This is a genomic window from Paenibacillus vini (assembly GCF_018403325.1).
In the GTDB taxonomy this organism is placed as follows: Bacteria; Bacillota; Bacilli; order Paenibacillales; family Paenibacillaceae; genus Fontibacillus; species Fontibacillus vini.
Window position 1 is genome coordinate 149340 of sequence record NZ_BOSL01000004.1, and the last position, 25386, is coordinate 174725.

At 50.8% G+C, this 25386-nt stretch carries 17 protein-coding genes; 15 read left to right on the plus strand and 2 right to left on the minus strand.

The window, feature by feature from the left end; translation table 11 throughout:
* Positions 1–2: 2 nt before the first annotated feature.
* From KJS57_RS08300 to KJS57_RS08335, 8 genes are all read left to right on the plus strand, one after another.
* Positions 3–2387, plus strand: a complete 2385-nt coding sequence (locus KJS57_RS08300) for a transcription initiation factor TFIID (protein ID WP_213654390.1) — start codon at positions 3–5, stop codon at positions 2385–2387.
* A 36-nt stretch (positions 2388–2423) separates the two neighbouring features.
* A complete protein-coding gene (locus KJS57_RS08305) occupies positions 2424–3704 on the plus strand; it encodes a vWA domain-containing protein (RefSeq protein ID WP_213654391.1) in 1281 nt (426 codons plus the stop codon).
* 22 nt (positions 3705–3726) lie between these two features.
* Positions 3727–4362 (plus strand): beta-mannanase, encoded by a 636-nt coding sequence (locus KJS57_RS08310; protein ID WP_213654392.1) that lies wholly within the window; start codon positions 3727–3729, stop codon positions 4360–4362.
* Between the two features lie 27 nt (positions 4363–4389).
* Positions 4390–5652 carry a TRAFAC clade GTPase domain-containing protein gene (locus KJS57_RS08315; RefSeq protein WP_213654394.1) on the plus strand — a complete coding sequence of 421 codons (1263 nt, stop codon included), beginning with the start codon at positions 4390–4392 and terminating at the stop codon, positions 5650–5652.
* Positions 5649–8822 (plus strand): GAP1-N2 domain-containing protein, encoded by a 3174-nt coding sequence (locus tag KJS57_RS08320; protein WP_213654395.1) that lies wholly within the window; start codon positions 5649–5651, stop codon positions 8820–8822. Before KJS57_RS08315 ends, KJS57_RS08320 begins: the two co-directional genes overlap by 4 nt.
* 711 nt (positions 8823–9533) lie before the next feature.
* Positions 9534–10085, plus strand: coding sequence for a DUF488 domain-containing protein (locus KJS57_RS08325; protein WP_213654396.1), 552 nt, complete (start codon positions 9534–9536; stop codon positions 10083–10085).
* A 173-nt stretch (positions 10086–10258) separates the two neighbouring features.
* A complete protein-coding gene (locus tag KJS57_RS08330) occupies positions 10259–11653 on the plus strand; it encodes an MATE family efflux transporter (RefSeq protein WP_211022541.1) in 1395 nt (464 codons plus the stop codon).
* Between the two features lie 250 nt (positions 11654–11903).
* On the plus strand, positions 11904–14270 hold the full coding sequence (locus tag KJS57_RS08335) for a transglutaminase domain-containing protein (protein ID WP_213654397.1): 2367 nt from the start codon (positions 11904–11906) through the stop codon (positions 14268–14270).
* Positions 14271–14329: 59 nt separating this feature from the next.
* On the opposite strand, the gene KJS57_RS08340 is transcribed toward KJS57_RS08335, so the two are convergent.
* Positions 14330–14893: a DUF1697 domain-containing protein gene (locus KJS57_RS08340; RefSeq protein WP_213654398.1), complete on the minus strand. Its 564-nt coding sequence runs from the start codon at positions 14891–14893 to the stop codon at positions 14330–14332.
* 210 nt (positions 14894–15103) lie between these two features.
* Here KJS57_RS08340 and KJS57_RS08345 point away from each other — a divergent pair, with 210 nt between their 5' ends.
* The 6 genes from KJS57_RS08345 (at position 15104) to KJS57_RS08370 (ending at position 23195) form a co-directional block, all read left to right on the plus strand.
* Positions 15104–16876: a sensor histidine kinase gene (locus KJS57_RS08345; RefSeq protein WP_213654399.1), complete on the plus strand. Its 1773-nt coding sequence runs from the start codon at positions 15104–15106 to the stop codon at positions 16874–16876.
* Positions 16869–17669: a response regulator transcription factor gene (locus KJS57_RS08350; protein ID WP_213654400.1), complete on the plus strand. Its 801-nt coding sequence runs from the start codon at positions 16869–16871 to the stop codon at positions 17667–17669. Before KJS57_RS08345 ends, KJS57_RS08350 begins: the two co-directional genes overlap by 8 nt.
* 138 nt (positions 17670–17807) lie before the next feature.
* Complete coding sequence (locus KJS57_RS08355; protein WP_213654401.1) at positions 17808–19160, plus strand: extracellular solute-binding protein; 1353 nt, start codon at positions 17808–17810, stop codon at positions 19158–19160.
* A gap of 82 nt (positions 19161–19242) precedes the next feature.
* Positions 19243–19860: a polysaccharide deacetylase family protein gene (locus KJS57_RS08360; RefSeq protein WP_211022378.1), complete on the plus strand. Its 618-nt coding sequence runs from the start codon at positions 19243–19245 to the stop codon at positions 19858–19860.
* 237 nt (positions 19861–20097) lie between these two features.
* Entirely contained in the window at positions 20098–22107 is a 2010-nt protein-coding gene (locus tag KJS57_RS08365; RefSeq protein WP_211022377.1) for a bifunctional diguanylate cyclase/phosphodiesterase, read from the plus strand.
* A complete protein-coding gene (locus tag KJS57_RS08370; RefSeq protein ID WP_211022376.1) occupies positions 22107–23195 on the plus strand; it encodes a GGDEF domain-containing protein in 1089 nt (362 codons plus the stop codon). Before KJS57_RS08365 ends, KJS57_RS08370 begins: the two co-directional genes overlap by 1 nt.
* Positions 23196–23253: 58 nt before the next feature.
* Here the strand turns inward: KJS57_RS08370 and udk are convergent, their stop codons facing one another.
* Positions 23254–23886, minus strand: a complete 633-nt coding sequence (gene udk / locus KJS57_RS08375) for a uridine kinase (RefSeq protein ID WP_211022375.1) — start codon at positions 23884–23886, stop codon at positions 23254–23256.
* Between the two features lie 226 nt (positions 23887–24112).
* Here udk and KJS57_RS08380 point away from each other — a divergent pair, with 226 nt between their 5' ends.
* Positions 24113–25369 carry a TraB/GumN family protein gene (locus KJS57_RS08380; RefSeq protein WP_306434206.1) on the plus strand — a complete coding sequence of 419 codons (1257 nt, stop codon included), beginning with the start codon at positions 24113–24115 and terminating at the stop codon, positions 25367–25369.
* The last annotated feature ends 17 nt before the right edge of the window (positions 25370–25386 follow it).

Consider the following 25386-nt stretch of genomic DNA (forward strand, 5'->3'; position numbering starts at 1 on the left):
CGATGAAGGAGCAATTGGAGCAATTTGCAATAGATTATGACCGGAATGAGGAACGCCTGACCCTTCAGGGCGACGATCAGAGCAGCATTCATTATCCCGCTTTGTTTCTGTTCATTGGCGACAAGACCGCGGAGGCGATCGACGTAGTCAAGGAACTCAATGACCGAAAATGGGATAACAGCAAAGGGGTTATGTATTTACACGTCATGACCGCACAAGGGGCATCTGCTCAATCAGAGGGCAGCTCTTCGGTTTCGGTCAAAAGGCATATTCTCGACGGTATAGGGGGAGGGGACGATCCGAAGACGGTTCGTCCCCGCATGTACCGGGAGTTTTACCGCAATGGGCAAGGATTGTTTGAATTAAACCGGGCTATTCGCCAGGTCAGCAGCAGTATATCGGAATACGGCCGGCTCTATTCTTCCTTCGACCGGATTCATCTCTCTGTGATTACGCGGGTCGATGACCCGCTTAATGTGTTTGTCCCCGAGCTTTCGCTGCTGGCGGAATCGATCCTCGGTCAATCGTTCAAATCGGTGCAGATGGATTTGTACGTCTTGATCAGCGAGCGGGAACAAGTGGAGGCGTTCGGCTACGGCAGTTCGGCGGGCGTGGCCTTCTTGCGGGAGCTCGATTATATGCAGCAGCCGGATTATTCTTTTACGGCCAATCTGCACGTCACGGAAGACGGTCTTTCGATTCCGGTGACCCACCGGGCCGCCCCGTTGTTTGATCTGGTGTATGTTCTGTCGGATCGCAACGAGCGGGGGATTATGTCGGCGGGCGAACTGTACAGCAGCTATGAAATGATCAGCCATATCAGTCTATTGAAGAACCGGAAATACAAAGAACAGGCCTTTGATCCGGCTAATAGCAGCTACAACAACACTTCGTTCAAGAATAACATCATGACTCAATCGGGTCGTCAGGGATACGTTTCGGCTGGCTTAGCCAAGGTGAAGCGGCCTAACCAATCGATTGCCTTGGTGGTACTCTATCACTTCTATCGTCAGATGATGACAGATATGGCACAGGACCCGGGGGCAAGCGAGCAGCAGAGGCTGGCTTTGTTCGGCGTAAACCCGGTATTGATCGAGGAACGGGTATCCACGCTGGTACCTGATGTCGAGGCGATTTCCGAGATGCATGCCCTGATGACTAACGAGGTCAGCTATGCGGCTATACGTCAAATGTCGCTTCGGGAGGCGGAGGAAGCGTTGTTCGGAGGCGGTTGTGCCGCCTTCTTCCGAAGCAACTACGAAGAAACAGCCCGGCGGCGGCTGGAACAGCTGAATGTAGCGGAAGAACTGGATCATGCGGTACGGACCGGCATGGCTGCTGACCCGCTTATCGGCCTGTTCCAGCTGTTTCACTGGAGTGGTGAGCATAAAGAGAACGGCGGAATAAGGCCGTTTTTGCAAGCACTGTACCGGGAAACGCAAATGGAGCTGGACTTGGCGAAGGCCGAGTTGGACCAGATTTCCGGAGGAATCGTGGATCATTTGTCTTTTAAGCGGGTGCCGTTTATGGATAAGCGTAATTTGCGGGCCTGCATCTCGGAGCTGTTCCAGACCGTCTATTACAGAAAGCGGAACCTGCTGGTTCTGGAGATGAAGCTGAAGCTGATCACGAGGATCGAGGCGGAAGTCGAGGCCTTGCATAAGCGTTACGGCGGTAAGATCACTCAACTGGAAAGCCTGGAAAGCCAGCTGAAAGAGGCGGCGCAGGAGAGCGTAACCTGGGCGGACGACTACATCGGCCAAAATATTATGGAATACTACGAGCTGGTGACAAAACGCGTGATCGACGAATGGAAGGCGAAGCGCGGACCTGGCGTATTTTTTGAAGATAGAATGCTTGGTAATCAGCGGGAACTGCTGGATCATAACGGAACAGAGGGCCTTCTGACGAAACTGATTTCGGTTTGCCGGGACACTCTGCTGACTTCATCCTATTTCAAGCTGACGTTTGAAGAAGAGTTGCTGCAGCGTTCGAATGTTACGATTGATTACAGCAATAAGGAAGTTCTTTCGAAGGACGAATTGTTCAAGAAGCTGTATCGAACCCTCGAAGACCGCGCCGCCATCCATTTGCGGCTGTATGATTACACGCAGGAACACCGTTATGAAGAGAAGTATATTTTCGGGGATTATGAAAGTGAATTCGTCCGTTATGTGTTTGGCGTCGATGAAACGTCGCGGATCTATAAGCTCGGATGCCTTCATGAGAGACGCAGCAGCGGCGTAGTGAAGCTGAACCTGATGGGCGGTTTTCATTTGGAGGACCTGATGTATTACCGCAATGGCAAGGTGTATTACGAGACCTATCTTGCGAACGGTTATGAGTTTCACGGTATCCAACCCGACAGCCTGCCGGAACTGCGTTGAGAGAACTATTAAATCAATGGAAAGGAAGCAAACAAGATGAGGCGTAAAATCAATTTGCTCCTGTTGTTGTTCAGTCTGGTTGGGGGGGCCGTCGGTTTTGTCGTCGGCGAAATCCTGCTGAATCGCCTTCCCGGCGATTTGCCCGGCATGGTGATCATCGGTTTGTATTTCGGGATTCTGGCTCTGTGCATCGGCGTATTCTGTCTGGTGGCTGAAATGACCAAGCCGCGGCTAAACGGGTCTTCCTGGCGCCAACGATACGTAGGCGCTTCTTGGAAGCTGGTCGTTCCGGCAACCCTGGTGATGGTGTTCGTCGTAGGCCTGGCGCTTGAATTCGTTTATGAATTGAATCTCGGCGGGCTGAAGCAGGTCAAGAATATCGTGTTTGTCATCGACGACTCCGGAAGCATGGAGGCCAGCGATCCGGACAATAGCCGTTACGGGGCAACCAAAATGCTGATTAACAAGATGGATCAGGATAAAGAGGCGGCCATCATCGTATTTGACGATAGGGTCCAGTTGATTCAGCCTTTTGTGAGACTGAAGGATCAAGGAGTAAAGGAAGAAGTGTTCTCCAGACTGGACGGCCTTGAGCCGATGCAGGGGGGGACGAACATTGATCTGGCTCTGACTGAAGCGATGGACCAGATTAAATCGCGAAACTCCTCTAGCCGGGGAACCCTGGTAATTTTGCTGTCGGACGGATACAGCGAAGTGGATACGGCGAATGCGCTCAGCGAGTATAAAAAAGACGGAATCGCCATCAATGCGATCGGTCTGGGATTGGATAATGCGGAAGGCTCCGCTCTGCTTAAGGAAATTGCCTCTCAAACGGGCGGACAATATCAGGATGTGGCCGAAGCGGATCAGCTGACTTTTGCCTTCCAGAAAATATACGACAACATAGGGGAGCGTACCCTTGTAACGAAGCGGACAGGTCCGATGGAAGATAGCGGCATTTACATGGCGCTGCGAATCTTATCGATCCTTCTGATCGGCGCGGTGATCGGATTAGGGCTCGGCATTATGTTTGATAACCGGTATCTGGCCAAGAGCTTCAGCATCGGCGGCGCGGCGGGAGGAATCCTGGCGGGGCTGCTTCTGGAATTCGGATTGTCCGGAGAAGAGTTTATTGATGTAATCGTCCGCCTGTTGGCCTGCTTGCTGCTGGCGGGGGTTATTGCCCTGTTTACGCTGGTGGTGCCTGTAAAAGAGAACCAAGGCAGAATATCCGGGCGCCGTCGGAACGGGCATAGCTCCCCGGCCAGCAACGGCATCGGGGAACGGCCGCGGGACGGAGTCAACCGGGGATTCTAGAGCAAGGGAGGTTGAAGAGAACATGCGGGTTATCGATGCGGCACCGTCAACTCCGTTAATTCGGGAAATGAACTACAGTCTGGATGAAGACTGGATATGCCTGCGATGGCGTTGGCCGGAGGGAGTCCAGGCGGTGTATATTCACAAAGGCCCCGCAGACGGTTCCTTGGATACATTGCCGGCGGAAACGGACTTGAAGCTCTACACGCGGGAGGAATACAAGGCGAACGGCGGCTATCGCGAGCGTCTGGACGGAATTGGACGCGTATTATATACGGTATACGGATGCCTGACGGCAGACGACGAATTGCAGCTGATCCATCAGCAGGACGGGCAGAACCGGTTGGTGATGAATGCCGGCCGAGCACGGATTTATTACTCTGTTACGCAGAAGAACAGCCTGTTCCGCAAATATAAAAGCATTCAAATTCAAGTGATGACGGAGACGGCGCTCGGTAAGGATGTTCTCTGTTACGTCAAGAAACAGGGCGGGTATCCGGCAGGCAAGGAGGATGGGACCGTCTATCATTTTCTGCAGGACTTTGCTCCGGGGAGAAACGTTCTGCCTGTCATCGAGGTGGGCAAAGGCGATTACGTCCGGCTGTTCTTTACGGATGGGCGCAAATACGGACAATTGTATGAGCTCATCGCGGAGTAATCGCAGAGCCTGAAGGAGGAATGAACCATGGGCATTTTCGAGATGTTCAAGAAGAAACCACAGGCCGCGCCGCGGCCGTTATTCTACGATATTGTCTGTCCTTACTGCTTCAGTAAGTTTTCACCGGAGGAAGTAGTGTTCCGGGCGGCACATCACCGGGAGGACGACGAGGACTACGCCCTGGGCGAGGACGAAGCGTTGAACAAGTACCGGGAGCGCTTTGGCCTGGACACGGTCTATGATATGGAGGCGATTATCGCTCCTCATCAGGTTCCGGAGGAACACCGGATTTATTCGGATCACGTGCTGATCGGGCTAAATGACCGCTACGGGATCATCACGCGCCGGAGGTTATGTCCGCACTGCCATAACGAGCTTCCGGTTACCGCCGGCAAAGTGCCGAGCAACATCATCTCCATCATCGGAGCTTCGCAGGTCGGGAAGTCGGTGTATATGACTTCTCTGATTCATACGCTTCAGAATACGACGGCGGATCACTTCGATGCGGCCTGTATGCCGCTGAATGCGGAGATCAGCCGGAAGTTCCGCAGTATGTACGAGGAGCCGTTGTTCGAACGCGGAGATCTGCTCGCTTCGACTCAGAAAGAGAAGATGCAGGAGCCGTTTATTTTTCAGTTTGTGTTTAAGGATGACCGGAAGCCGCCATTGACGCTGGTCTTCTTTGATGTGGCGGGCGAGGGAATGGTGGATCAGGATTATCTGGGATTGCAGGGCCAGCACATCAAGAATTCCTCCGGCATTCTATTTATGGTCGATCCGCTGCAAATCCGCTCGATTCGCGAGAAGATCCGCATCAATATCGGCGGGGAGCCGGGCGAATGGGTCTCCCAGTACGATGAACCGCGGGACGTGGTGCTGACGATGTTCGGGGATTTCATCGCCTATGAGGAAAAGGGGAAAACCGATATTCCAACGGCCGTCGTCCTGACCAAGAGCGATATGCTTCGCGCATTGAGCGATGGGGATGGGGAATACATCAAATCGAACAGTAACGTATTCAACAATGTCGTCCACCGCAAAAGCTTCAATGTCGCCGAATTTGAAAATATCGACGGAGAGATCCGGCGCTTTATCGAGAAAGTCGACCGTCCGTTTAAAGGCACGATGGATGTGTACTTTACCAATACGGCGTATTTCGCGGTTTCCGCGCTCGGGAGCAATCCGGTGGATCAGAAGCTGCAAGGCGTAGTCAGCCCGATCCGGGTGGATGAGCCGTTTATCTGGCTGCTGTACCAGTTGAATTACATCGAGGGGAGAGAATCGAATTGAAGTCCATCTCTCCAGGAAGCATCCAGCAGCAAATGTACACCCGGGAGCGGCGGGGCATATTTCGCTCCGCCGAAGGCTTCGATACGGTAGCCAAGTCTCCCGGTCTTGAAGCAGCCTTCATCAAGAAGGTCCTTCATCCGTTCTGCTTGTACGATGCGCCTGCCGAACTTACTGCCCGCAGCGAAAAGGACGGAGCCTTGTATCCCGAGTCCGTCCATTTGTTTCATGCCGAAGGCGGCGAAACCGTGCTTGGGCGCAGCATTTACCAGCCGGTGGATTTCACCGGCTTGCGGAGCGCTTTTTTTACGCATAACTATGTCATCCCCGGAGAACGCTCCGAGGAGATTGTAACGAATTATAAGTCCTTGATCGAAGCCGCCTTTGAAGGCGGGTATGATGTGGAGCGCGGGCTTGAACTGCCTGAATTGCCGCAAATTCCGCACTTGGAAGGGAGCATGGCTGCTGCGGGACTAGCGGGACAAGCTTCCGCGAAGGAACGTCTGGCCCGGCTCGGTCTGGATGAACTCCTTTTCAAACAATTGTTGTTCGCCGTAATGACCGCTTCGGGCCAGGGCAGAAAGAAAGTATATATCTCGTTGAACGTCCCTATTGAGGACATTTCCAAAGAGGCGCTCTCTTTGCTGGACATTTTGTATTCCTGCCTTCCTTTTGAGTTCCGCAGACGTCTGGGCTTTCTTACTTATGCTAAGGAACCGACCAACAAGAAGTATATTCATCTTCAGTTTGTGGAAAAAGGGAGCCTGCGCCCTCATGATCGCAATATCGAGAAAGACTTTGTGTTTGATTTGGCTGCCGAACGGACCGGACAAATGGATCTGGATTGGTCGCGTCAGCCGTACCTCGATCTTGCCTGGAATAGCTTGGAGCACAGGGACCGGCTGGAGGATTTCTTTGTTTTTGCCGATGAAATGCTGGAAGGAATGGGCAGCGAGCGCAAGTCGGCCCTGTCCAGCTATCATGAACTAGCCGTATTCTATCAGGTGAAGTCCGGCGATGACGCAATGTATGAAGATCATAAGCTTGCGGTATTGCGGGGATTGCTGGACTATTTGCAGCCGGCCGGATCCCTGGAAACTAGGATGGAACTGAACGATCTATTCCTGTCCCGCTTCGATCTTGAGTTTGACCGGGTCAGCCAGGGACAAATCCCCGACCTTGCTGTAGCGGAATGCTTCCGCGACTACTTCAGCATTCAAGGAGCCGGGCAGGAGGATAAGATCATCGCTTATTACGTCCGGGCTTTGAGAAATGCTCTGCTGCAGGAACGGCGGGATGCGGCCGATGCATTCTATGCGCTGATTGAAGGGCACCCTGGTCTGGATGCCGCTTTCTTTACGAGTATATTGGCTAACGATGGGCTCTCCAGAGCTTTATTCGAGCCTTATATTCAAGATAAATTCAATAAATCGGGAGATATCAAGGGAATTTTGAACTTGACCTACTCCTGGGGGGCTAAACACCCACGGGTGCTTTACAACCCTTCGTTTCAGGAGGCTGCGCGCAACCGGTTGTTGGATATGCTGCGCAGCAATTCGCAGCTGCTTCGTGCCGTGAATCTGATTTTGCTGGAAACCGGCAAATGGTCTGAGGGCCATTCTCCGGCGGATAGCGCATTACAGGATTCGGGTATGGTAGAGACCTTATCCAGGGCAGCTAGCCGGACGTTGCTAAGCGAATTGGATTTGGACAGGCTTACCAAAGAGCAGCTGCTAAGCGCCGAGTTCTTGAGCCGGATCGACGGCAAGGCCTGGGTGCGGGATCAGAAGGATACTCGTTTAAGCGGTAATGCAGCTATGCTGTACGCTCTCCACCGGATGTTTACTGAGGACAAACCGGACGTTGAGGTATTTGACGGATTAGGCTTGATGGAAGTGGACCGCGTTCAACAGATTGTTCGCAGATGGCTTCAGGGCGAGATCAGGCCTTCTGAATTCCATAGACTTGCCTTAGCCTTCTATCGGGAGTCGGAGTCGGGCTTTGTGGAGTATGTCGCGCTGTTTGACTATTTACGCAGAAATGCCGATAACAAGGAAATGATTTATGAGTTTATGCTGTGGTCTCAAGCGCACCCGCATTTTTCGCGTCCCCGGGGCTTGGTTCCTGCCTATGGCTCAGCGATTTTGGCCTACTTCAAAAGACATGATAAGTCCGCCTTCAAGAGCCGCGATTATCGACGGAACTATTTTTCGAAGGCAGGAAAGGCGCTGGGGTCTGTATTCGACAAGGCTAAGCTGGAGTTGTCATCTCCGCTGAGCCGGTTATTGGTTAAGAATCGGAAGGCCGTCGTTGCCGCATCGACAGTGCTCTGCTTGTTGGTGATCGTTATCGTAGGAGGATTGTGGGTATTGAAAGAGACCGGCGTGATCGGGAAGGATGATAATCCCCCTGCAACGACCGACGGAGCGGGTGATCCGGTGGATCCGGTTTCGGAACCTATAGTATTTGCCGAGCCATTGAAAACCAAGGATGACGGCAAGGCAGAAACGCGCCTGGTTTTCCCTTTCGATGATTTGGCCGAGTGCAAAGTATTTGATCCAAGCGCACTGTCCATTCAGGTAACGGGCCAAGAGCCGCAGGAGCTGTCCATGCTGAAATTCACCTCCGAATGTTCTGCCGGCGTTCCCGATAACGGGAACTCGGAGGCAAACGATGACGGAGATGCAGTTGACCCATCCCAGAATGGTGATGGAAGCAAGGGAGAGGCCGAAGGAAATGAGGCGGCAGGTAAGAAAACGGATCCTGCGACCGGCGAGGTAGCGGACCCGGTAACCGGGAAATCGGAATCTGCTGATACAGGGACCAAGGATTCAACGGACACTTCAGAAACTGACAGCACAGGAACTTCAGGTGCTGGAGCTACTGGTACTGGAAATTCAAGTGCGGGTACGGCAACTTCAGGTACAGATGCAGGAGCTCCAGGTACAGGCACAAATACCGGAACTACCGGGACGGATCCCGCTTCCGAACCGGAAATAAAAACACCGGAACAGTATCCCGGCCGGGTTACCGTCATCGTGGAGCAATCCATTCCTGACGGAAGTGTGATTACCGTGAAGGGGATCGAATATAAAGTTATGGAATTTACTAAGCAGGAGTCTGAGGATCAAACCGATGTCGGTTCCCAGAAACAGACGGAGCCTGGAAAATGAAGACGGCTTAGTCTCACGTTTCACTCTATGGCGTAAAGTAACAGCTGCTCACAATCCTAACGGACGTGAGAGACGTTAAACCTTCCCAAAACGGGGGTTTACTATTTTAAAGGACACCAGAGCCCTTAATCGAGCCGAATTTCGAAGAAAATGGACTTTTCGGGCGAATAAGGGCTCTTGTGACCATTAGAATGTTTAGGACGCAAAAAACAGCTAGTTAAGGTCTCCTATGTCCGTAAGGAATTTCCGTGTACCACATTACTCCTCCTCCCACCAGCCACATTGCTTTTCTACTACGCACGCCTTCTCACTCTAACGAACCGTAGTGTTTTTATTAGCAGGAAAATGGCTCATTACCAAATTTAACGAACTCCAGCGGCGCTATTGAGCAAATTGAGGCATGAAAAGTGTCCCTTTGTTTGGAATAAGGGTTCTGAAGTTCCTTAGAATCACAGTCGGCTGTATTTTGGTCAAATAGGGTTTATTGGGTTCGTTGTACGCGTAAGTCAGACAAGCCGCAGGCAGGTGGCGGGTGTGAGGGGCCCGGTGGGCATTGCCGGGCTTTTTTTTTATTATGGCGTACTTTCCAAGACTGATTTGGCCTTGTGGTTCACTACCAGAAACAATGGATATGTAGAACATAAAGCCATTTACTCGCTTTTGGCTTAACGGTTGTTAAATAAGAGGAGACCTGTGGATGGAGGAATCTTAATGAATATATTTACAATTGGACATTCCGATCATTCACAAGAGGACTTTATCGCAATGTTAGGCGTTGCCAATATAGAATTTGTCGCCGATGTTCGTGCCTTCCCCGCCAGCAGGAAGCATCCCCAGTTTAGGAAAGAAGATATGATAGAATGGCTGTCCGGAGGAAATATCGGGTACCAGCACTTTCCGCAGCTTGGCGGGAGGCGGGGGGAATCGTCCCTGGTGGGAACAAGTTTGAACGAGGGATGGAATAATCCATCTTTTCATAATTATGCGGACTATACGTTGAGCGAGGAATTCTCTGCAGGCATTGAGGAACTAGTGAATAAAGCAGCTTCGATGAATCTCGCTTATATGTGTTCAGAAAGGCATCCGGCGCGTTGTCACCGTCTGCTAATCAGCAACTGGCTTACGGTAAATGGGTGGGATGTATACCACATTATAGACAATTCCCGAGGTGAATCTGAGCTCGTCAAACACCAGCTTGGAAAATGGGGCGCCATGCCGATCATTGAGGAAGATGGAGCTATTGTTTATCCGAAAATGGGATGAGATGAGCGAACGCCTTCATTGACAGAACCTGCGGTCAGTGATATCTTCAAACAGGTATTGATCCGCATCGGGCGCAGACCTGGATATATTCATATCTTGTCGTAATTTAACCGATACACTGATTAAGAGCTCTTCACACGAAGGGTTTTTTCCATTTTAGAGAAAAGAATGTGATGATCTTGAAGCAGCTTCGCTTGCGTTTTCAACAGAAGGGCTTTCTGGACAAATATTTTACCGGGGAGTCGATGGATTACCGGCAAATTATAGCTTTATTTCTTCCGATTCTGATCGACCAGGCGTTCATCGTCGGATTGAATCTGGTGAATACCGCCATGATCAGTTCGTCCGGGGTGGCGGCTGTGAGTGCGGTAAATATGGTCGATTCGCTGAATATTTTCCTCATCAATGTGTTTGTAGCCGTGGCTACCGGGGGGACGGTGGTCGTTGCGCAGTATAAAGGCAGCGGCAATGACCTGATGGTGTCCCGGGCTTCAGCGAGTACGGTTAGTTCAGTGTCCATGCTGGCCCTGGGGATCGGGCTCCTGATTATGGGCTTTCATAACCCGGTGCTCAATGTCCTGTTCGGATCAGCCTCGGCGGACGTACTGGATAGCGCCCGGATTTATCTCATCGGGAGCAGCATCTCCTATGTAGGTATCGCGGTGGTTCAGGCGGTCTGCGGGGCGCTCCGCGGAGTCGGCAAGACTCGTGCGTCGCTAGCCCTGTCACTGATCATGAATCTTCTGTACGTATTGCTGAACGTGGTCTTTATTAACGTCCTCGATATGGGTGTACTTGGGATGACGCTCGCGGTAAATATCGCCCGCTATGCGGGGGCCGCTTGCGCGCTGTATTACTTGTTTAAACTGGACGGTACGCTGCATTTGCGAATCCGCGATCTTTTTCATATTCCGTTATCGATGCTTAAAAAAATCATGTTCATCGGCGTTCCGTTCGCGGCCGAACAGATGTTTTTCAATGGGGGCAAGCTGTTGACCCAGGTGTTTATCGTCAGCCTGGGCACTTACGCCATCGCGACCAACGCGATCAGCGGCTCGCTGGCCATGGTGTTTCAAATTCCCGCCAGTGCATTGTCCTTGACCATCGTCACCGTAGTGGGCCAGTGCATCGGGCGGGGGAATATTGAGGATGCCCGGAAATTTATCAAATCTTTTCTCTGGCTAGGTTCTGCTTCTCTCGCGTTAATCGGACTGATTCTGATGCCGTTATTCCGGCCGTTGGTGGGCATTTTCGATCCGCCGCCTGAAATCGTCGATGATATCTTCCTGGTGCTGCTGGTTAATACCATTGCCCAGGTGCCGCTTTGGGCTATCAGCTTTATATTGCCGTCCGCCCTCCGGGCTGCGGGAGATTCCAAGTTTACCTCGATTACCTCGATGATGACGATGTGGCTGTTCCGGGTCATTCTCGGATACATTCTCGGCATTGTGCTGGGCTTCGGAATTCTCGGTGTCTGGCTGGCCATGAACTGCGAGTGGGGTGTGCGCGGAGCACTCTTCCTGTGGCGTTTCCGCGGCAAGAAGTGGTATGCGCATAAGCTGATTTAACGTTAATGACGGTAAAACAATAGCGTTATAAACGAAGTAGGGGCGATCTGACGATCGCCCTTTTTTGCGTTTCAGGCAAACGGATGGATTGTTTGTATCCTTATGGAATGAAAGGAAATTTTTATGGAATGATGTAGTGTTTTATTGTATCCTAGCGTATGAGGCACTGGCATCCTATATTCTGGAAATTGGGTGAGTTTATTGTTGATGTGCAAATGGTGCATGAATTATTTACGAAAGAGGTGTTGAAGTGAAAAGGTTGTGGTTGGTTTTAATTGGAGTCATGTTAGCGTTGACGGGGTGTTTCGGAAATGCCGGAACCGATTTGAGCTCCGTTGCGGAGGTGGCTCTGACAGAGAACAACGAAAGCGATAAACTTGAGGCCGTAGATACGGCTACCGGAGAATTGAGCGTGCTCGACGTCAAGAAGAAGTACGGATCGGATACCGATCAGGCTATGATGCCGATGTACAATGTGGCGAAGGACGAAAGGTTTACGTTCCAATTCAAAAGCAGGTTCGATGACCTGATGGCCTCGGAAGTGGTTACCGTACATACGGACATTAAGGCACTACCCAAAAGCCAAGTGCTAACCTCCACTTTCTTTAAGAACATGACCCAAACCGATACGGTGGAGATCAGTCCGCTGGGCAGCGTGCTGGATTCGTCCGATACGCTCGACGGTTTTGGAGGATGGGGAAATGCCCCGATTTACTACATACGAATCAACTACGATCTGGACGCTCCGGAGCCTTCCAAGCTGGAGAAGCCGATCATCATTCCTTTCACGATCAAATCCGAAATTCCAGTGCCGACATTAAGATACGAAATCAACGAAAAGGGAGAATTCAAGCTGCTTTGGAACCCTGTCGAGGGAGCCGAATCTTACCGGATTTATCGCGATTCCAAGTTTGGCGACCTGCTGGCGATTGAGAATTTGCCGGTATCCGGGCCGGAAGAGGCGTATGCCGGAGGAATTCCGAGCCTGCTGGAAGAGGTAAAGGCAACAGAGTTCTTTTATGACTCGAGCGAGGATCGTACCGATCCGGATTACATTTCCTTTCAAAATGCGGGGGTATACGGCGAGTACTACGTCACCGCGATTCGCGGCGGCAAAGAGTCAAACTTCAGTAACGTAGTCAGCACGTATCCTTTGTCTTCCCGGATTCCGGCGGATTGGGAGGGGAACATCACCTACGAAGCCTATAGCGATATTTCACAATTGCCGACAACGACCGAGGTTACTTTCATTGACGGTTCCGTGAAAAGCCGAAACCTGATTTACGATACCTCCCGCACCAACCTGGAGGATTACCGGCCCACCATTTATGTGGGAGTGGAAGGAACGGCGTTAAAAGGGTATGTCTACGTACAGAACGTCACCGCCGCCGATCTTGATCAATTGAATGAGCAGCAGCGTCGGGCTAAGCCGAGTACAGGGTATGTAGAACCCAAGAATGACACCGAATATATTCCCGATCCGAATGTTCCTACGGTCATAGAAGAAGGAGACTCGGGTGCGCAGCAAGGCGGGGAACCGGAGAACATTACGGAGTCGCAAAAGGAAAATACGAAGAAAAGAGTGGAGGATGGCGACAAGGGGAAAGTTCAAGTGCCGGAGATCGTCAAAGAGGTTCCGGTGAACGCCGACTCCGCTGTGGAGGAAATCGTCGCTCTAAGTATGATAGACACTGTGCAAGAGGTGTCGTTAGAGGCCTTCCCGGAGGCGCAGAACTTCGAGACTTTATCCGACATGGTTTTAAAAGTAATGTACCAAAATCCTCTTGTGCTTGGCGTAGAAGGTTTCCAATACGATTACAAAACGCTGACCCTCCATATCAAATATAATGACTCGGCAGCTTCGATTAAGAAAAAGCAGAAGGAAATCATCGACGAGGCGAAGAAGGTCGTAGCTTCCGTCATTACTGCGGAGATGTCGGCGGAGGATAAGAGCAAAGCCATTTACGAATATCTGAACGAAAACACCAAATATGACGACGCGGCATTGGAGGATGCGAAGGCAAACGGCTACCGTACCGTTGACTCGAAATTCGATGATTCTTTTACAACCTACGGTATTCTGGTTAAAAAGGTCGGAGTCTGTGCCTCCTACGCTTCTGTTTACAAGCTGCTGGGAGATCTGGCCGGTCTGGAAAGCGTCGTGGTGACCGGAGACATGGGAGGCGTGCCGCATGCCTGGAACAAAGTGAAGCTGAATAACGGGTGGGTACATGTGGATTCCACCAATAATGAGACCAATAGCGGGGTGCCTTACTTGTTGTTCAATTCTAGTGATGATACGGCTCAAACGCTTAATTATTCGCTCAACAACGAGTTTTGGGTAGATGCCGAAATACCTGAATTCGCGGCGGTAGACGATTCCATGGAATATTACAAGGCGAATGGATTGGAAGTAAAAAGTGTACAGGAGTTCGGATCCAAGCTGGAAGAGAAAGTTAAAGCAGGGGAAACTTATATTGTGCTTCGTCTTGCGGGCAAGGTAGATGAGGAAGCTTTGGCCACCGAAACGGGGAAGGCTTTAAGCAGTTTATCTGATGAGCAATACGAGAATGTCCAATTGGCTAGCCTTAGCAATTATATTTTGGTCTATTATTGAATTAAAAAGACAGAAGCGACCTTCCGGGGTCGCTTTTGTCTTTTATGAACAGCTCCGCCTCAAGCGCGCTTCATTCCCTCCGCCAATTCAACGAGCTTATTCATGGTCTTCCAATTCCGTACCGTTACTTCCACCCCCAGTTTATGCAGGTTGGCGGCCAGCTTCGAGTCCCGGATACTGTCCCGGAACAATAAATATACGTCGCGGCCTGCGATGCTGTACAGATCGGTGCCGCGTTCCACCGCCTCCAGCTTGTCCACTCCCGCCGGGGCCGGCGGTTCCGTAAGCATGGCGACATGCAGGCTTTCGCCGACACGCGTGGCCGCTGCCTCGGCAACAAGCTCCTCCGGGAACGGGCATTGTTCCACGATCCCCTTCACTTCCTCCGCCGTTCGAAGCATCACGGTCAGCTTGATCCCGAATACCGCCTCGATCATCCGCTCGAGGTCCTGACGAAGGGAGGGCTCGTCCTTTTCCGATTCAAACAGTACGTTTCCGCTTTGAATATAGGTTTGTACCCGGGTCAGCCCGATCTTTTCCAGCTCCGCTCGTAAATCGGCCATTTTGATCTTGTTCTTGCCGCCGACGTTAATGCCCCGCAGCAGGGCGACATAAATTCTCATTTTCGTTCTCCCTTCATATTGGAACCTCTCATTCTAGAAATTACCATAACACTATCATTGTTAAAAAGCGATAATTAGGGTACCAGCCGGAGACGGCTTAATTCAGGAGCAGCCCAGCTCAAAAAAAGGGGAATCCGCAGCCAGCCTAGAATTAGATAAACTCGAATGCAATATGCAGCAGGACGGAACCGAAAGAAGGCGGATAAGGACATGAAAGCTCGTATTAGCCGATGGAATACCCTGCGAAACCAGATGCTGGTAGGGTTCCTGTTTGTGATGATGATTATTTTGTTCGTAGTGGGTGTCGTCACTTTCGACTCGGTTTCCCGGCTATTGAAAAATAATGCGGAAAAGCATATTCAGCAGACGGCGATTCAGGCAAACGGCCGGCTGGAGGCGGTGCTCAATCAGATTGATTCGCTGACGACCCAGGTCGCTACAAGCGCTTATGTACAACAACTTCTTCTCAACGAAAAGAACGGGAAGCAAGCGACCTTTTCCGAGCGGCAGGGACTGCTTGCCAGTATAAGAATCGTTCAGACCTATGCGGATGGTATTACCTCGGTCGAGTTGTACAGCAGCGAGTATCGCCGTCTGTTTCCTTTGGATGGCAGCAATTTGGAGAAAAAAATAAGTCTTAACTGGATTACGAAGGCAAGAGAAGGCAAGGGGCGGATGATCTGGGCTGGCATCGACCCGAAGGATCCGAATTCCTTGCTGGCCATTCGCAGCGTCAGTCTGATGGATCAATGGTTTACATCAGGCGGGTATCTGCTTGTCCGGATGGACCGGGCCGCGCTAAAAATCGGCGAATCGCTGGCCGGGGAAGCCGGGGGCGAGACGATGCTGGTCGTCGGCCACAATTACAGCCTGATCGCGACGAATGACGACCGTTTTCCGGTCGATTCGATCCAAATGCTGATGGAAGCCCGCGAACCGATCGTGGCGCTCGGCAAGAAGAAATACATGCTGGTCAAGCAGCAGTCCGAGGTTACAGGCTGGAGTTTCCTGATCCTGACGCCGGTCAGCGCCATTACGGACGGTATTTCCGTACTCCGCACGGCAATTCTCGTTTCAGCGGGGATCGGCACGCTCCTGTTTATCGTATTGTCCTTTTTAATGTCAACGATCATTACGCGCCCGATTTTTAAATTGATCAAGACGATGCGCAGTGCGCGGCTCGGAGGTCTGAAGCCGACTACGCAAATTTCATCCACCATTGAGATCAACGAACTGAATCATACCTACAATCAGATGGTTGAGCACATGAACGAACTGATCAAACTGGTCTATGAAAAAGAGATCATACAGAGCCGAACGGAGCTTAAAGCGCTCCAGGCCCAGATCCATCCGCATTTCCTGTTCAATACTTTGGAGGCGCTTTACTGGTCGTTACAGGAGAAGCAGGAGGAAGAGCTCGCAGAGTTTGTGGTTGCGATGTCCGACTTGTTCCGGTATACGATTACCGGTCCGAACAAGGAAGAATGGGTCACGCTGGGGGATGAACTGGAGCATATTGAACGCTACCTCCTGATTATGAAAATGCGGCTGGGCGAGCGGTTGACCTGGTCGATCTCGTCATCGCCTGCTTATGCCTCTAATAATATGCCCAAGCTGCTGATCCAGCCGCTGGTCGAGAATGCGATTCTCCATGGCGTCGAGGGCAAAATCGGGCCCGGTACGGTTGCCGTGCATGTCTCGCTTGCCGAAGATGCCGCGCACTTGGTCGTCACTGTTAAAGATGACGGCAAGGGGATGAACGGTGAAACGCTCCGTACTATAGTTACCGCGCTTAATACTGGCAAGACCCTTTCCGCCAAAGGGTCCGGTATCGGGATTTTCAATGTACAGCAGCGGTTGAAACTTTACTACGGCGACTCGGGAGGAGAAACACCCGGACTTTCGATCAAAAGCAGCGAGAACGAGGGGACTGCAGTCAGCCTGGTAATTCCAATCCAGACGGGAGGGATGGACTATGTTTAAACCGAAAACGATTTTGATCGTCGATGACGAACCGCGAACCAGACAGGGACTGAAGAATATGCTGGAGGCCTGGGGCGGCGGACGCTTTGAGGTAAAGACGGCGGATAATGGCCGGGATGCCATTACGATACTGGAGAACGAGCCGGTACATCTGTTGATTACCGACATCCGCATGCCGGAAATCACGGGATTGAATCTGGTTAAGCAACTGGAGTCGGCTTCTCTGACTTATAAACCTGCGGTAATTCTCATTTCGGGATATGCCGAATTCGATTACGCTCACCAGGGCATTCAGCTGGGCGTGGTCGAATATTTACTGAAGCCGATCCGCAAGGACAAGCTGATCGAAGCCGTGGAGCAGGCTTTGGAGGCTGGAGAGCACCGTAACCGGATCAGCAGAATCCAGCGGATCGTCGATAGCAAGCTGATCCAGGCGACCGACGACATGGAGCCGGTCAGCGAACCGGTCAGGGAGGCGCTTCAGTACGTGGAGGCTCATTTAAATGAGGGATTCGGTCTGCGCGAAGTGGCCGATCACGTCCATTTGAATCCAAGCTACTTCAGCGTTCTGTTCAAGGAGCAGATGCAGATGACATTCATTGAATACCTGACCCGTGTGCGGATTCAAAAGGCCAAGGAACTGCTGCTGCAGACCAGGCTGTCGGTAGCGGAAATCGCAGAACACGTGGGGTATCAGACGACCAAGTACTTCAACAAAGTGTTCAAGGAGTACGAAGGGCACAGTCCCGGATTGTACCGGAGCGAGGTCAGGAACCAGAATCCCGAAGTCTGAGGCCTGGCGCCGATTCCAAATAAAATGGAACAATATCCATAAGCTGTACCCTTATGTCCTTATAAGGCAGGGTGTTACACTGGGTTCGGAGGGAAAACGCATACATTTTAGTCGCAACGATAAGGGGGACAGGCTTGCATGAAAGAAAAGGCGTTTTCGGCATCCATGTTATTGCTGGTGTTGGCCTTGATTCTGGCTGCCTGCAGCAGCGGTACTAAGAATAGAGATTCGAACCTGAACGGTAACGGCGTATCCGCAGAGGACTCGGGCAGTAACGCCGCTTCGACCGGCGATAAAGTGACGATTAAAATGATGCATCTTTGGCCGGACAGCAGCAATTCCGCGCAAAACAAGCTGGTAAATCAAATTATCGGCGAGTACGAGCAGGCCCATCCTAACGTGAACATCGAAACCGAAGTTCTTGATAACGAGCCGTACAAGAACAAAATTAAAGTGTTGTCCGCGTCCAACAGCTTGCCCGATGTGGGATTTACCTGGGCGGCGGGATTCCTTGAGCCCTATGTGAAGGGCGAGATGTTTGCTTCACTCGATGATCTTCTGCAGGGGGAACTGAAGGATAAATTCGTGGCCGGTACGACGGAAGCCTATGCTTTTGAGGGAAAGACGTATGCACTTCCCGTGGAACTGAACATCGTTCCTGTCTACTACAACAAAGAAATATTCGCCAAATACAATCTTCAACCGCCGCAAAGCTATGAAGAATTAAAATCTATCATCAAAACGTTGAACGACAACAGGATCACTCCGATTGCCCTTGGCTCCAAGGATGCTTGGACCGGATCGTTCTGGTATATGTACCTCGCCGACAGGATTGGAGGTCCTGATGTGCAGGACCGGGCGGTTGCGAGCAGCAATTTTAGTGATCCCAGCTTGATTGCGGCTGCGAGGGAAGCCCAGGAACTGGTGAACAGCAACGCGTTCGTCAAAGGTTTTAACGGATTGTCCAACGATGAGGCCAAACTGGAATTTATGAATGAAACGGCAGCGATGTATGCGATGGGAACGTGGGAAGTTCCCAACTATACGACGAGGGCGGACATTCCGCAGGAGTTCAAGGACAAGATCGGATTCTTTAAATTCCCGACGATCGAAGGCGGGAAAGGTAACATCGACGATTGGGTCGGAGGCGTTGGCGTCGGCTTGTTCGTAGCCGAAAATTCCAAGGTGAAAGAGGACGCCAAGAAGTTCGTCAGCTTCTTCGTGCAACGGTGGGGAGAGCTTTCGGTAACCGAAGCGGGAATCATCCCCGGTACGAAGGTCGATACGACCAGCGTGAATTTGCCGCTAATGTTCACCGATGTGCTGAACGAGTTGAACAATGCAAGCAAGGTTATTCTGTATCTGGACGTGCAAATGAAACCGGTCGCCGCGGAAGAGCATTACAACCTGATCCAAGCGCTTTTAGGCAACGCGATTACCCCCGAAGAGTTTGCTGCGAAGCAGGAAGCGGCTTTGAAGAAGGGAAAATAAGAAACTCGGGATTGACGGACTTGCAGCGTAGTATTATCCTTTCCTTGTACAGCGTCCAATCTTCCTAAGGAGAGTCAGAATCATGTCCAATTTCGAGATAATCAATGAGGTTCCGATCAAAAGGAAAGCGGTTGCATTCACTTTTGACGATGGTCCCAACCCGGTCTATACGCCCCAGGTGTTGGATATATTCCGGGAGGCCGGAGCAAAGGCCACCTTTTTTATGATTGGCAGCCAGATGGAGTTGAGCCCTGAGTTGGTAAGGGAGGCTCACGAGCAGGGTCATGAGATCGGAAACCATACCTATACGCATCCGAGCCTGCCGGAGCTTCTCAAACAGGAATGCAGAGAAGAGCTGATCCAGACCGAGAAGCTGATTGAGAAGTTGACCGGAGTCGCTCCGAAAGTGTTCCGTCCGCCTTATTTTGCATATAACGAGCTGGTAGCGGAAGTTGTTGAGGAGCTTGGCTACAAGGCGATCGGGGCTCTTAACGGAGCAGCGACGGACTGGGAGATGCCGGGCGTCCGGCATATTGTTGACAAGAGCCGGGAGCAGGTGAGACCGGGCAGTATTTTGATCTTTCATGATGGATACGATGACCGGTCCCAGTCCGTGGAAGCCGTTCGAATTTTAGTATCCGAATTGACAGCCGAAGGGTATGAACTGGTGACGGTTAGCGAACTGCTTCAGAGCGTTTAATAGAGACAAGCTAAAAGTAAAGACCGGTACAGGATGAATGAATCCAATGCCGGTTTTTTCTATGATCTCCGCTTCGAAATCCATAGACGGGACTCAAATTTAAAATATTTTGGATCCTACGCAAGAAAAGCCTATGATCCTCTATTCATTTGAATTACTATCATATTATAATCACTACAGATATCCACAACAGGCATCCACAACAGGCATCCACAACAGGCATCATGAGAGGCAGGAATGAAGATAGTGTATTTAGAAGGCAGCTATAACTCCTATATCGTTGTGTTATCCATTTTTATTGCCATATTAGCTTCCTATTCGGCTCTAACCATCACAGCGAGAATTACGCGGGAGACGGGCAGGACCCGGTTTTATTGGATCATGGCCGGCTCCTTCGTAATGGGTACGGGGGTTTGGGCGACGCATTTCGTCGGCATGCTGGCATTCCACTTGAAGATGACTGTCAAATATAATATAGGCCTCACTTTGCTTTCGATGATGGTGAGCATAATATCTTCATTTATTGCGTTTTATCTGACCCTGCCTAAAAATATAGATTGGATTAAATTTGCCGTCGGCGGCTTCGCTATGGGCAGCGGGATTGTAATCATGCATTACGTGGGCATGGAAGCAATGATGATGTCTGCACATATATCGTACGATCCGTTGTATTGGACCTTGTCCGCCGGCATTGCTCTAGTTGCTTCCTATGCGGCCATGTTTCTGCTGCTGCGGTTCCGGACCCAATACGGAACAAGCTGGTTGAAGTGGCTGTCAGCCTGCCTAATGGGGCTTGCGATTTGCGGGATGCATTATACGGGAATGAAAGCCGCCAATTTCACCGAGCATGCGGGCGCGGTGTTAGAGCCGGAGCCTGTAGCCGATTATATGCTGTTGCTGGGCGTTACTATAGTTATCTTTAGTATTTTTCTGGTGTCGTGGGGCGCGTTATTCTTTGACCGGTATTTCCTGGAGAAGATGGCTTACCTGGATACGGTCACCGGACTTCCTAACCGGAATGAAATGAACCGTTTTTTTGACAGGCATACCGGTGAAGAGAGCATCGGGGTCTTGTTTATGGATCTGGACCAATTCAAAGCGGTAAATGACACGCTGGGTCACCATATTGGGGATTTTCTCATCCAGCAGGTAGGCGAACGGTTAAGTAAATTCGTGCATAGCGGGCTCGAAGTGTTTCGGATGGGCGGCGACGAGTTTTTGATTACCGTAGCGCCATGCGATCAGGAACAGGCCGAACGGTTAGCGGAACAAGTTCTAAAGAGCATTAAAAAAGTATATTCCATTCAAGGTAACGAGTTGTTCATTACGGCAAGCATCGGGATCAGCATAAGCTCTATCCACGATACGGACCGTTCCGTTTTGCTGAAATTTGCGGATACGGCGATGTATAGAGCCAAGGGAGCGGGAAAGAACCGGTATTGCGTGTACAGCGAGGAAATGGGAAAACAGGAGCTTCGTAAAATGGAGCTGGAGAAGGACCTTCACCCGGCGCTGGATAATGAGCAATTTTTTTTGGTATATCAGCCAAGATGGAATGTGAAGGAAAATTGTCTGGCCGGCTGGGAGGCCTTGATCCGTTGGAATCACCCCCGGCTCGGGATTATATCTCCGGGTGAATTTATACCTATCGCCGAGGAGACCGGCCTGATTGTACCGATGACGGACTGGACGCTGAAGAAGGCTTGTCTACAATGCCGGGAATGGCAGGCACGAGGAGTTCTGGAGCCGATTTCCGTGAATCTCTCCGTCCGTTTGTTTCAGACGGGAAGTTTGCAGAAGACGGTCCAAAGAATATTGGACGAAGCGGGCTTGGACCCGCAATGGCTGGAGCTCGAAATTACGGAATCGATGGTGCTGTATGACATCCAGGAAATTATCCGGCAAATCGAAGGCATCCGAAATATGGGGGTCAAGATTTCGATGGATGATTTCGGGACAGGCTATTCCTCCATTGGCCTGCTGGACATGATTCCTCTGGATACGCTCAAGCTGGACCGCCTGTTTACGAATAACTTGGAGAGCCCGACCAAGCGGGCCATTATTAGCGCTATCATTCTCATGGCCGAGAATCTTCATCTGGAGGTCATTGCCGAGGGAGTCGAGAACCAAGAACACGTCGATTTTTTATTGCAGCTCGGTTGCCGCAATATGCAGGGATATTTTTACGGCAGGCCGATGAGTATTGAGCAAATCGATGAGTGGATGAAGCAGAGGAGCATTATATAATGAGATCCGATACACGGGCATTGCATAGAAAAATATTAATCACTTATTGGGTTGTCCTTGGCATATCCGTAATTGCGGAAATGGTCGCCCTTTATGTGAAATTTACGACTGAACCCGATCGGGTTTCCGAATATCTGGTCCATACGATGTTCCTGCCAACCGCTATTCAACTCCTTGTGTTGGGAATCAATGAGGTCGCCTACCGGTTTCGGATCGATCAGCCCTTGCTCATTATTCTAAGCGGCACTTGTATCGCCTCCGCTTTAATGATTGCCAATAAGACAATTCATCTTCAATATATATTTCTTCTTTCATTACTGGTCTCCATGTTCTATTTCAACATTAAAAGGCTTTATTTTGCCTTTGCAGTCAATATGGCGGCTTTTGGAATGGTGTACTGGGCGTTCCCCCGGATCCGGGAGAGCATGGGAGGATATGAGATTTCGGCCTTTATTTTTGCCATGGTCGGGATGCTATACATCTTGCGGGGCATTATTCAGAGGGGCGAGGAAATACTGAACGACCTCATGCGCATGGTAAGAAGCGAACAGGAACTGGTGGTCAAGAATGCGTTGATGGACCGGATGGTAAAAATCGATGCATTGACCGACCTTTACAATCACAAGACTTTGCATGAGTACCTGGATCAGTTGATCGAGCAAAGCAATAACTGCGAAATGCCGCTTCAGCTAGCAGTCCTGGACATCGATGACTTTAAGAGCGTCAATGACACGTTCGGCCATGCGGTAGGGGACATCATCCTGGCCCGGGTAGCGAGTACGCTGAAGGAATCCTTCTCCCCGTATGAAATTATCGCAAGATACGGCGGAGAGGAATTTGTTGTGATATTTCCGGGGAAAACGCTGGAAGAGGCTTACCGGGAGACAGAAAAGGCTAGAGAGAACATCTGGCGCCTCGGGCATGAGGAAATGGACGGACGCCGGATTTCGGTCAGTATCGGACTGGCGGAATACCGGGCAGGACGGACCCGTTCGGATTTGTTTGAGCAGGCGGATTCACTGCTTTACGAAGCCAAGAAAAGCGGAAAAAACCGGACCATGCTGCAAGCCTATGAGGTCGTATCCTGACAGGCTATACATATAGGTCCGGTTTGCGAGATTAGCGGTATGAAATAGGATGAGTATTCTAAACCAGCCAGTTTTCACCGCCGGTTAAGTACTTCTCCGTTAATATGGTCAACAATTGGATGCCGACCTCGTTATGCCCGCCTTCGGGGATGATCAGGTCGGCGTATTTTTTGGAGGGCTCGATAAACGCCTCATGCATCGGCTTCACTGTGGCTAGATATTGCTGATGGATGGAGTGGATTGAGCGGCCCCGTTCCTCGATATCCCGCAGAACACGACGCAGCAGGCGAACATCGGAATCCGTGTCCACAAACACTTTGATATTGAGTAAATTGCGGAGTTTTTCGTCATAGAGCACGAATAAACCCTCGACAATGGCAATGCGGTTTGGTTTAAGATGAACGGTATCCGAGGCCGAGCGGGTATGTTGGGTAAAATCATATACCGGCGCATAGGCGGCTTGTCCGCTATTGAGAAGGGTTAAATGCTCGATCAGTAGCTCGTTGTCAAACGCGAAGGGATGATCGTAATTGGTCAGCTGACGTTCATCCATCGTTAAGTGAGACTGATCTTTATAATAATTGTCCTGCGATATAAACGTAACTTTATCCGATCCAAGCTGCTCAATGACGGAGCGGGCAACTGTTGTTTTTCCGGAGCCGGTGCCGCCGGCGATGCCGATAATTAACATGGCGATTCAAATAACCTCCTACTTAATTTCCCTAAGAACATTTCAGTATTGTAGCATAGCATCCGTATTTTTTCACCATCGCAGCAGGCCTGTTTTGCGCGGTTTTTGTTCATGTGTCGAAATTATGGCGCGCATAACCCGGGCTCTTAAGCGGCTTGGGTTGGCTTCATAGAATGAATTCGATATAATCTATGAAAGAATATCTATGAGAGGGGAAATTTGGAAGATGGGAATGAAGAGAATAGCAGCCTCCTTTTTATCGCTGCTTTTAGCGGTGACTTTGTTTGCGCCAGCGGCCTCCGCTGCCGCCAAACCGGTGGCACTGCAAGTGGATGGGGAGCGGGTCGGATTTGACGGACATGCGCCGGTGATCGATCGCGGGATGACCTTGGTCCCTATGGAGGAACTGTTTGAGGCGCTCAATTTCAAGTTTGAACAGGATGCCAAGTCCAAACTTGTCAAAGGAACGAAAAACGGACTGACGATCGAGCTTGAGAACGGCCGGAATGCAGCCGTCGTCAATGGACAATCGGTTCAGTTAAGCTCCGCGCCAAAGCAGATTGAAGGAGTTACATATCTTCCGGTACGTTCGTTCGGGGATGCAGCCGGATACGAGGTTTTCTGGGATGAGGCGTCCCGAACCGTAATCCTGAAGAGCAAGGAGGTAGCGGCAAGCGGACGCGGATTCCTGTGGGAGGTCGAGAATGCCGGCAATAAGGTATATTTGCTCGGTTCGATGCACCTGGCGGACGCCAGCTTTTACCCGCTGCATCCTTCTATAGAACAAGCCTTTGAAGAGGCCGATTACCTTGGGGTAGAAGTCGATATTGCGAAGGCCGCCGATCCGGAAACCCAGGAACTGGTCATGAAGCTGGGTGCCTATCAGGATGGAACCACACTGAAGGATCATATTTCCGAGACGACTTACGCCAAGCTGGGTAACATTTTAGCGGAAAACGGCCTGCCTAAGGATGCGCTGGATGCATTCAAGCCATGGGTGGTCGAAACGACGCTTTCAACGCTCCAGGCCTCCAAAACAGGATATGAGGGGCAAACCGGCATCGATCTTTACTTCCTTACGAAGGCGATGGAGCGCAAGCTTCCGATTATCGAACTGGAGTCGTACGAATCCCAATTGGGCATGTTTAACGGCTTTTCGCCGAAGCTGCAGGAAGACAATTTGCTTGCCGTATTGAATAACTTCGATCAAGTTGACGACAGCGTGACTGCTATGGCGGACATGTGGAAAACCGGTAACGACGCGGCCTTGCTGGAGCTGGTCCAGGAAATGGGCAAGAACGAGGAATTCAACAAGGCGATGCTCGTAGACCGGAACATTGCAATGACCGATAAAATCGAAGGCTATTTGAAAGGCCAAAAATCTTCCGTCTATCTGATCGTGGTGGGTGCGGCACATATGGCCGGAGACATCGGGATCGTGAACCTGCTGGAGGAAAAGGGATTTACGGTTACTAGAAAATAGATTTAAGAATACGAATA

Excerpts from the sequence above, each read along its gene's own strand:
- KJS57_RS08300 (WP_213654390.1), top strand. The coding sequence starts at position 3 with ATGAAGGAGCAATTGGAGCAATTTGCAATAGATTATGACCGGAATGAG.
- KJS57_RS08305 (WP_213654391.1), top strand. The coding sequence starts at position 2,424 with ATGAGGCGTAAAATCAATTTGCTCCTGTTGTTGTTCAGTCTGGTTGGG.
- KJS57_RS08310 (WP_213654392.1), top strand. The coding sequence starts at position 3,727 with ATGCGGGTTATCGATGCGGCACCGTCAACTCCGTTAATTCGGGAAATG.
- KJS57_RS08315 (WP_213654394.1), top strand. The coding sequence starts at position 4,390 with ATGGGCATTTTCGAGATGTTCAAGAAGAAACCACAGGCCGCGCCGCGG.
- KJS57_RS08325 (WP_213654396.1), top strand. The coding sequence starts at position 9,534 with ATGAATATATTTACAATTGGACATTCCGATCATTCACAAGAGGACTTT.
- KJS57_RS08330 (WP_211022541.1), top strand. The coding sequence starts at position 10,259 with ATGATCTTGAAGCAGCTTCGCTTGCGTTTTCAACAGAAGGGCTTTCTG.
- KJS57_RS08340 (WP_213654398.1), bottom strand. The coding sequence starts at position 14,893 with ATGAGAATTTATGTCGCCCTGCTGCGGGGCATTAACGTCGGCGGCAAG.
- KJS57_RS08345 (WP_213654399.1), top strand. The coding sequence starts at position 15,104 with ATGAAAGCTCGTATTAGCCGATGGAATACCCTGCGAAACCAGATGCTG.
- KJS57_RS08350 (WP_213654400.1), top strand. The coding sequence starts at position 16,869 with ATGTTTAAACCGAAAACGATTTTGATCGTCGATGACGAACCGCGAACC.
- KJS57_RS08355 (WP_213654401.1), top strand. The coding sequence starts at position 17,808 with ATGAAAGAAAAGGCGTTTTCGGCATCCATGTTATTGCTGGTGTTGGCC.
- KJS57_RS08360 (WP_211022378.1), top strand. The coding sequence starts at position 19,243 with ATGTCCAATTTCGAGATAATCAATGAGGTTCCGATCAAAAGGAAAGCG.
- KJS57_RS08365 (WP_211022377.1), top strand. The coding sequence starts at position 20,098 with ATGAAGATAGTGTATTTAGAAGGCAGCTATAACTCCTATATCGTTGTG.
- KJS57_RS08370 (WP_211022376.1), top strand. The coding sequence starts at position 22,107 with ATGAGATCCGATACACGGGCATTGCATAGAAAAATATTAATCACTTAT.
- udk (WP_211022375.1), bottom strand. The coding sequence starts at position 23,886 with ATGTTAATTATCGGCATCGCCGGCGGCACCGGCTCCGGAAAAACAACA.
- KJS57_RS08380 (WP_306434206.1), top strand. The coding sequence starts at position 24,113 with ATGGGAATGAAGAGAATAGCAGCCTCCTTTTTATCGCTGCTTTTAGCG.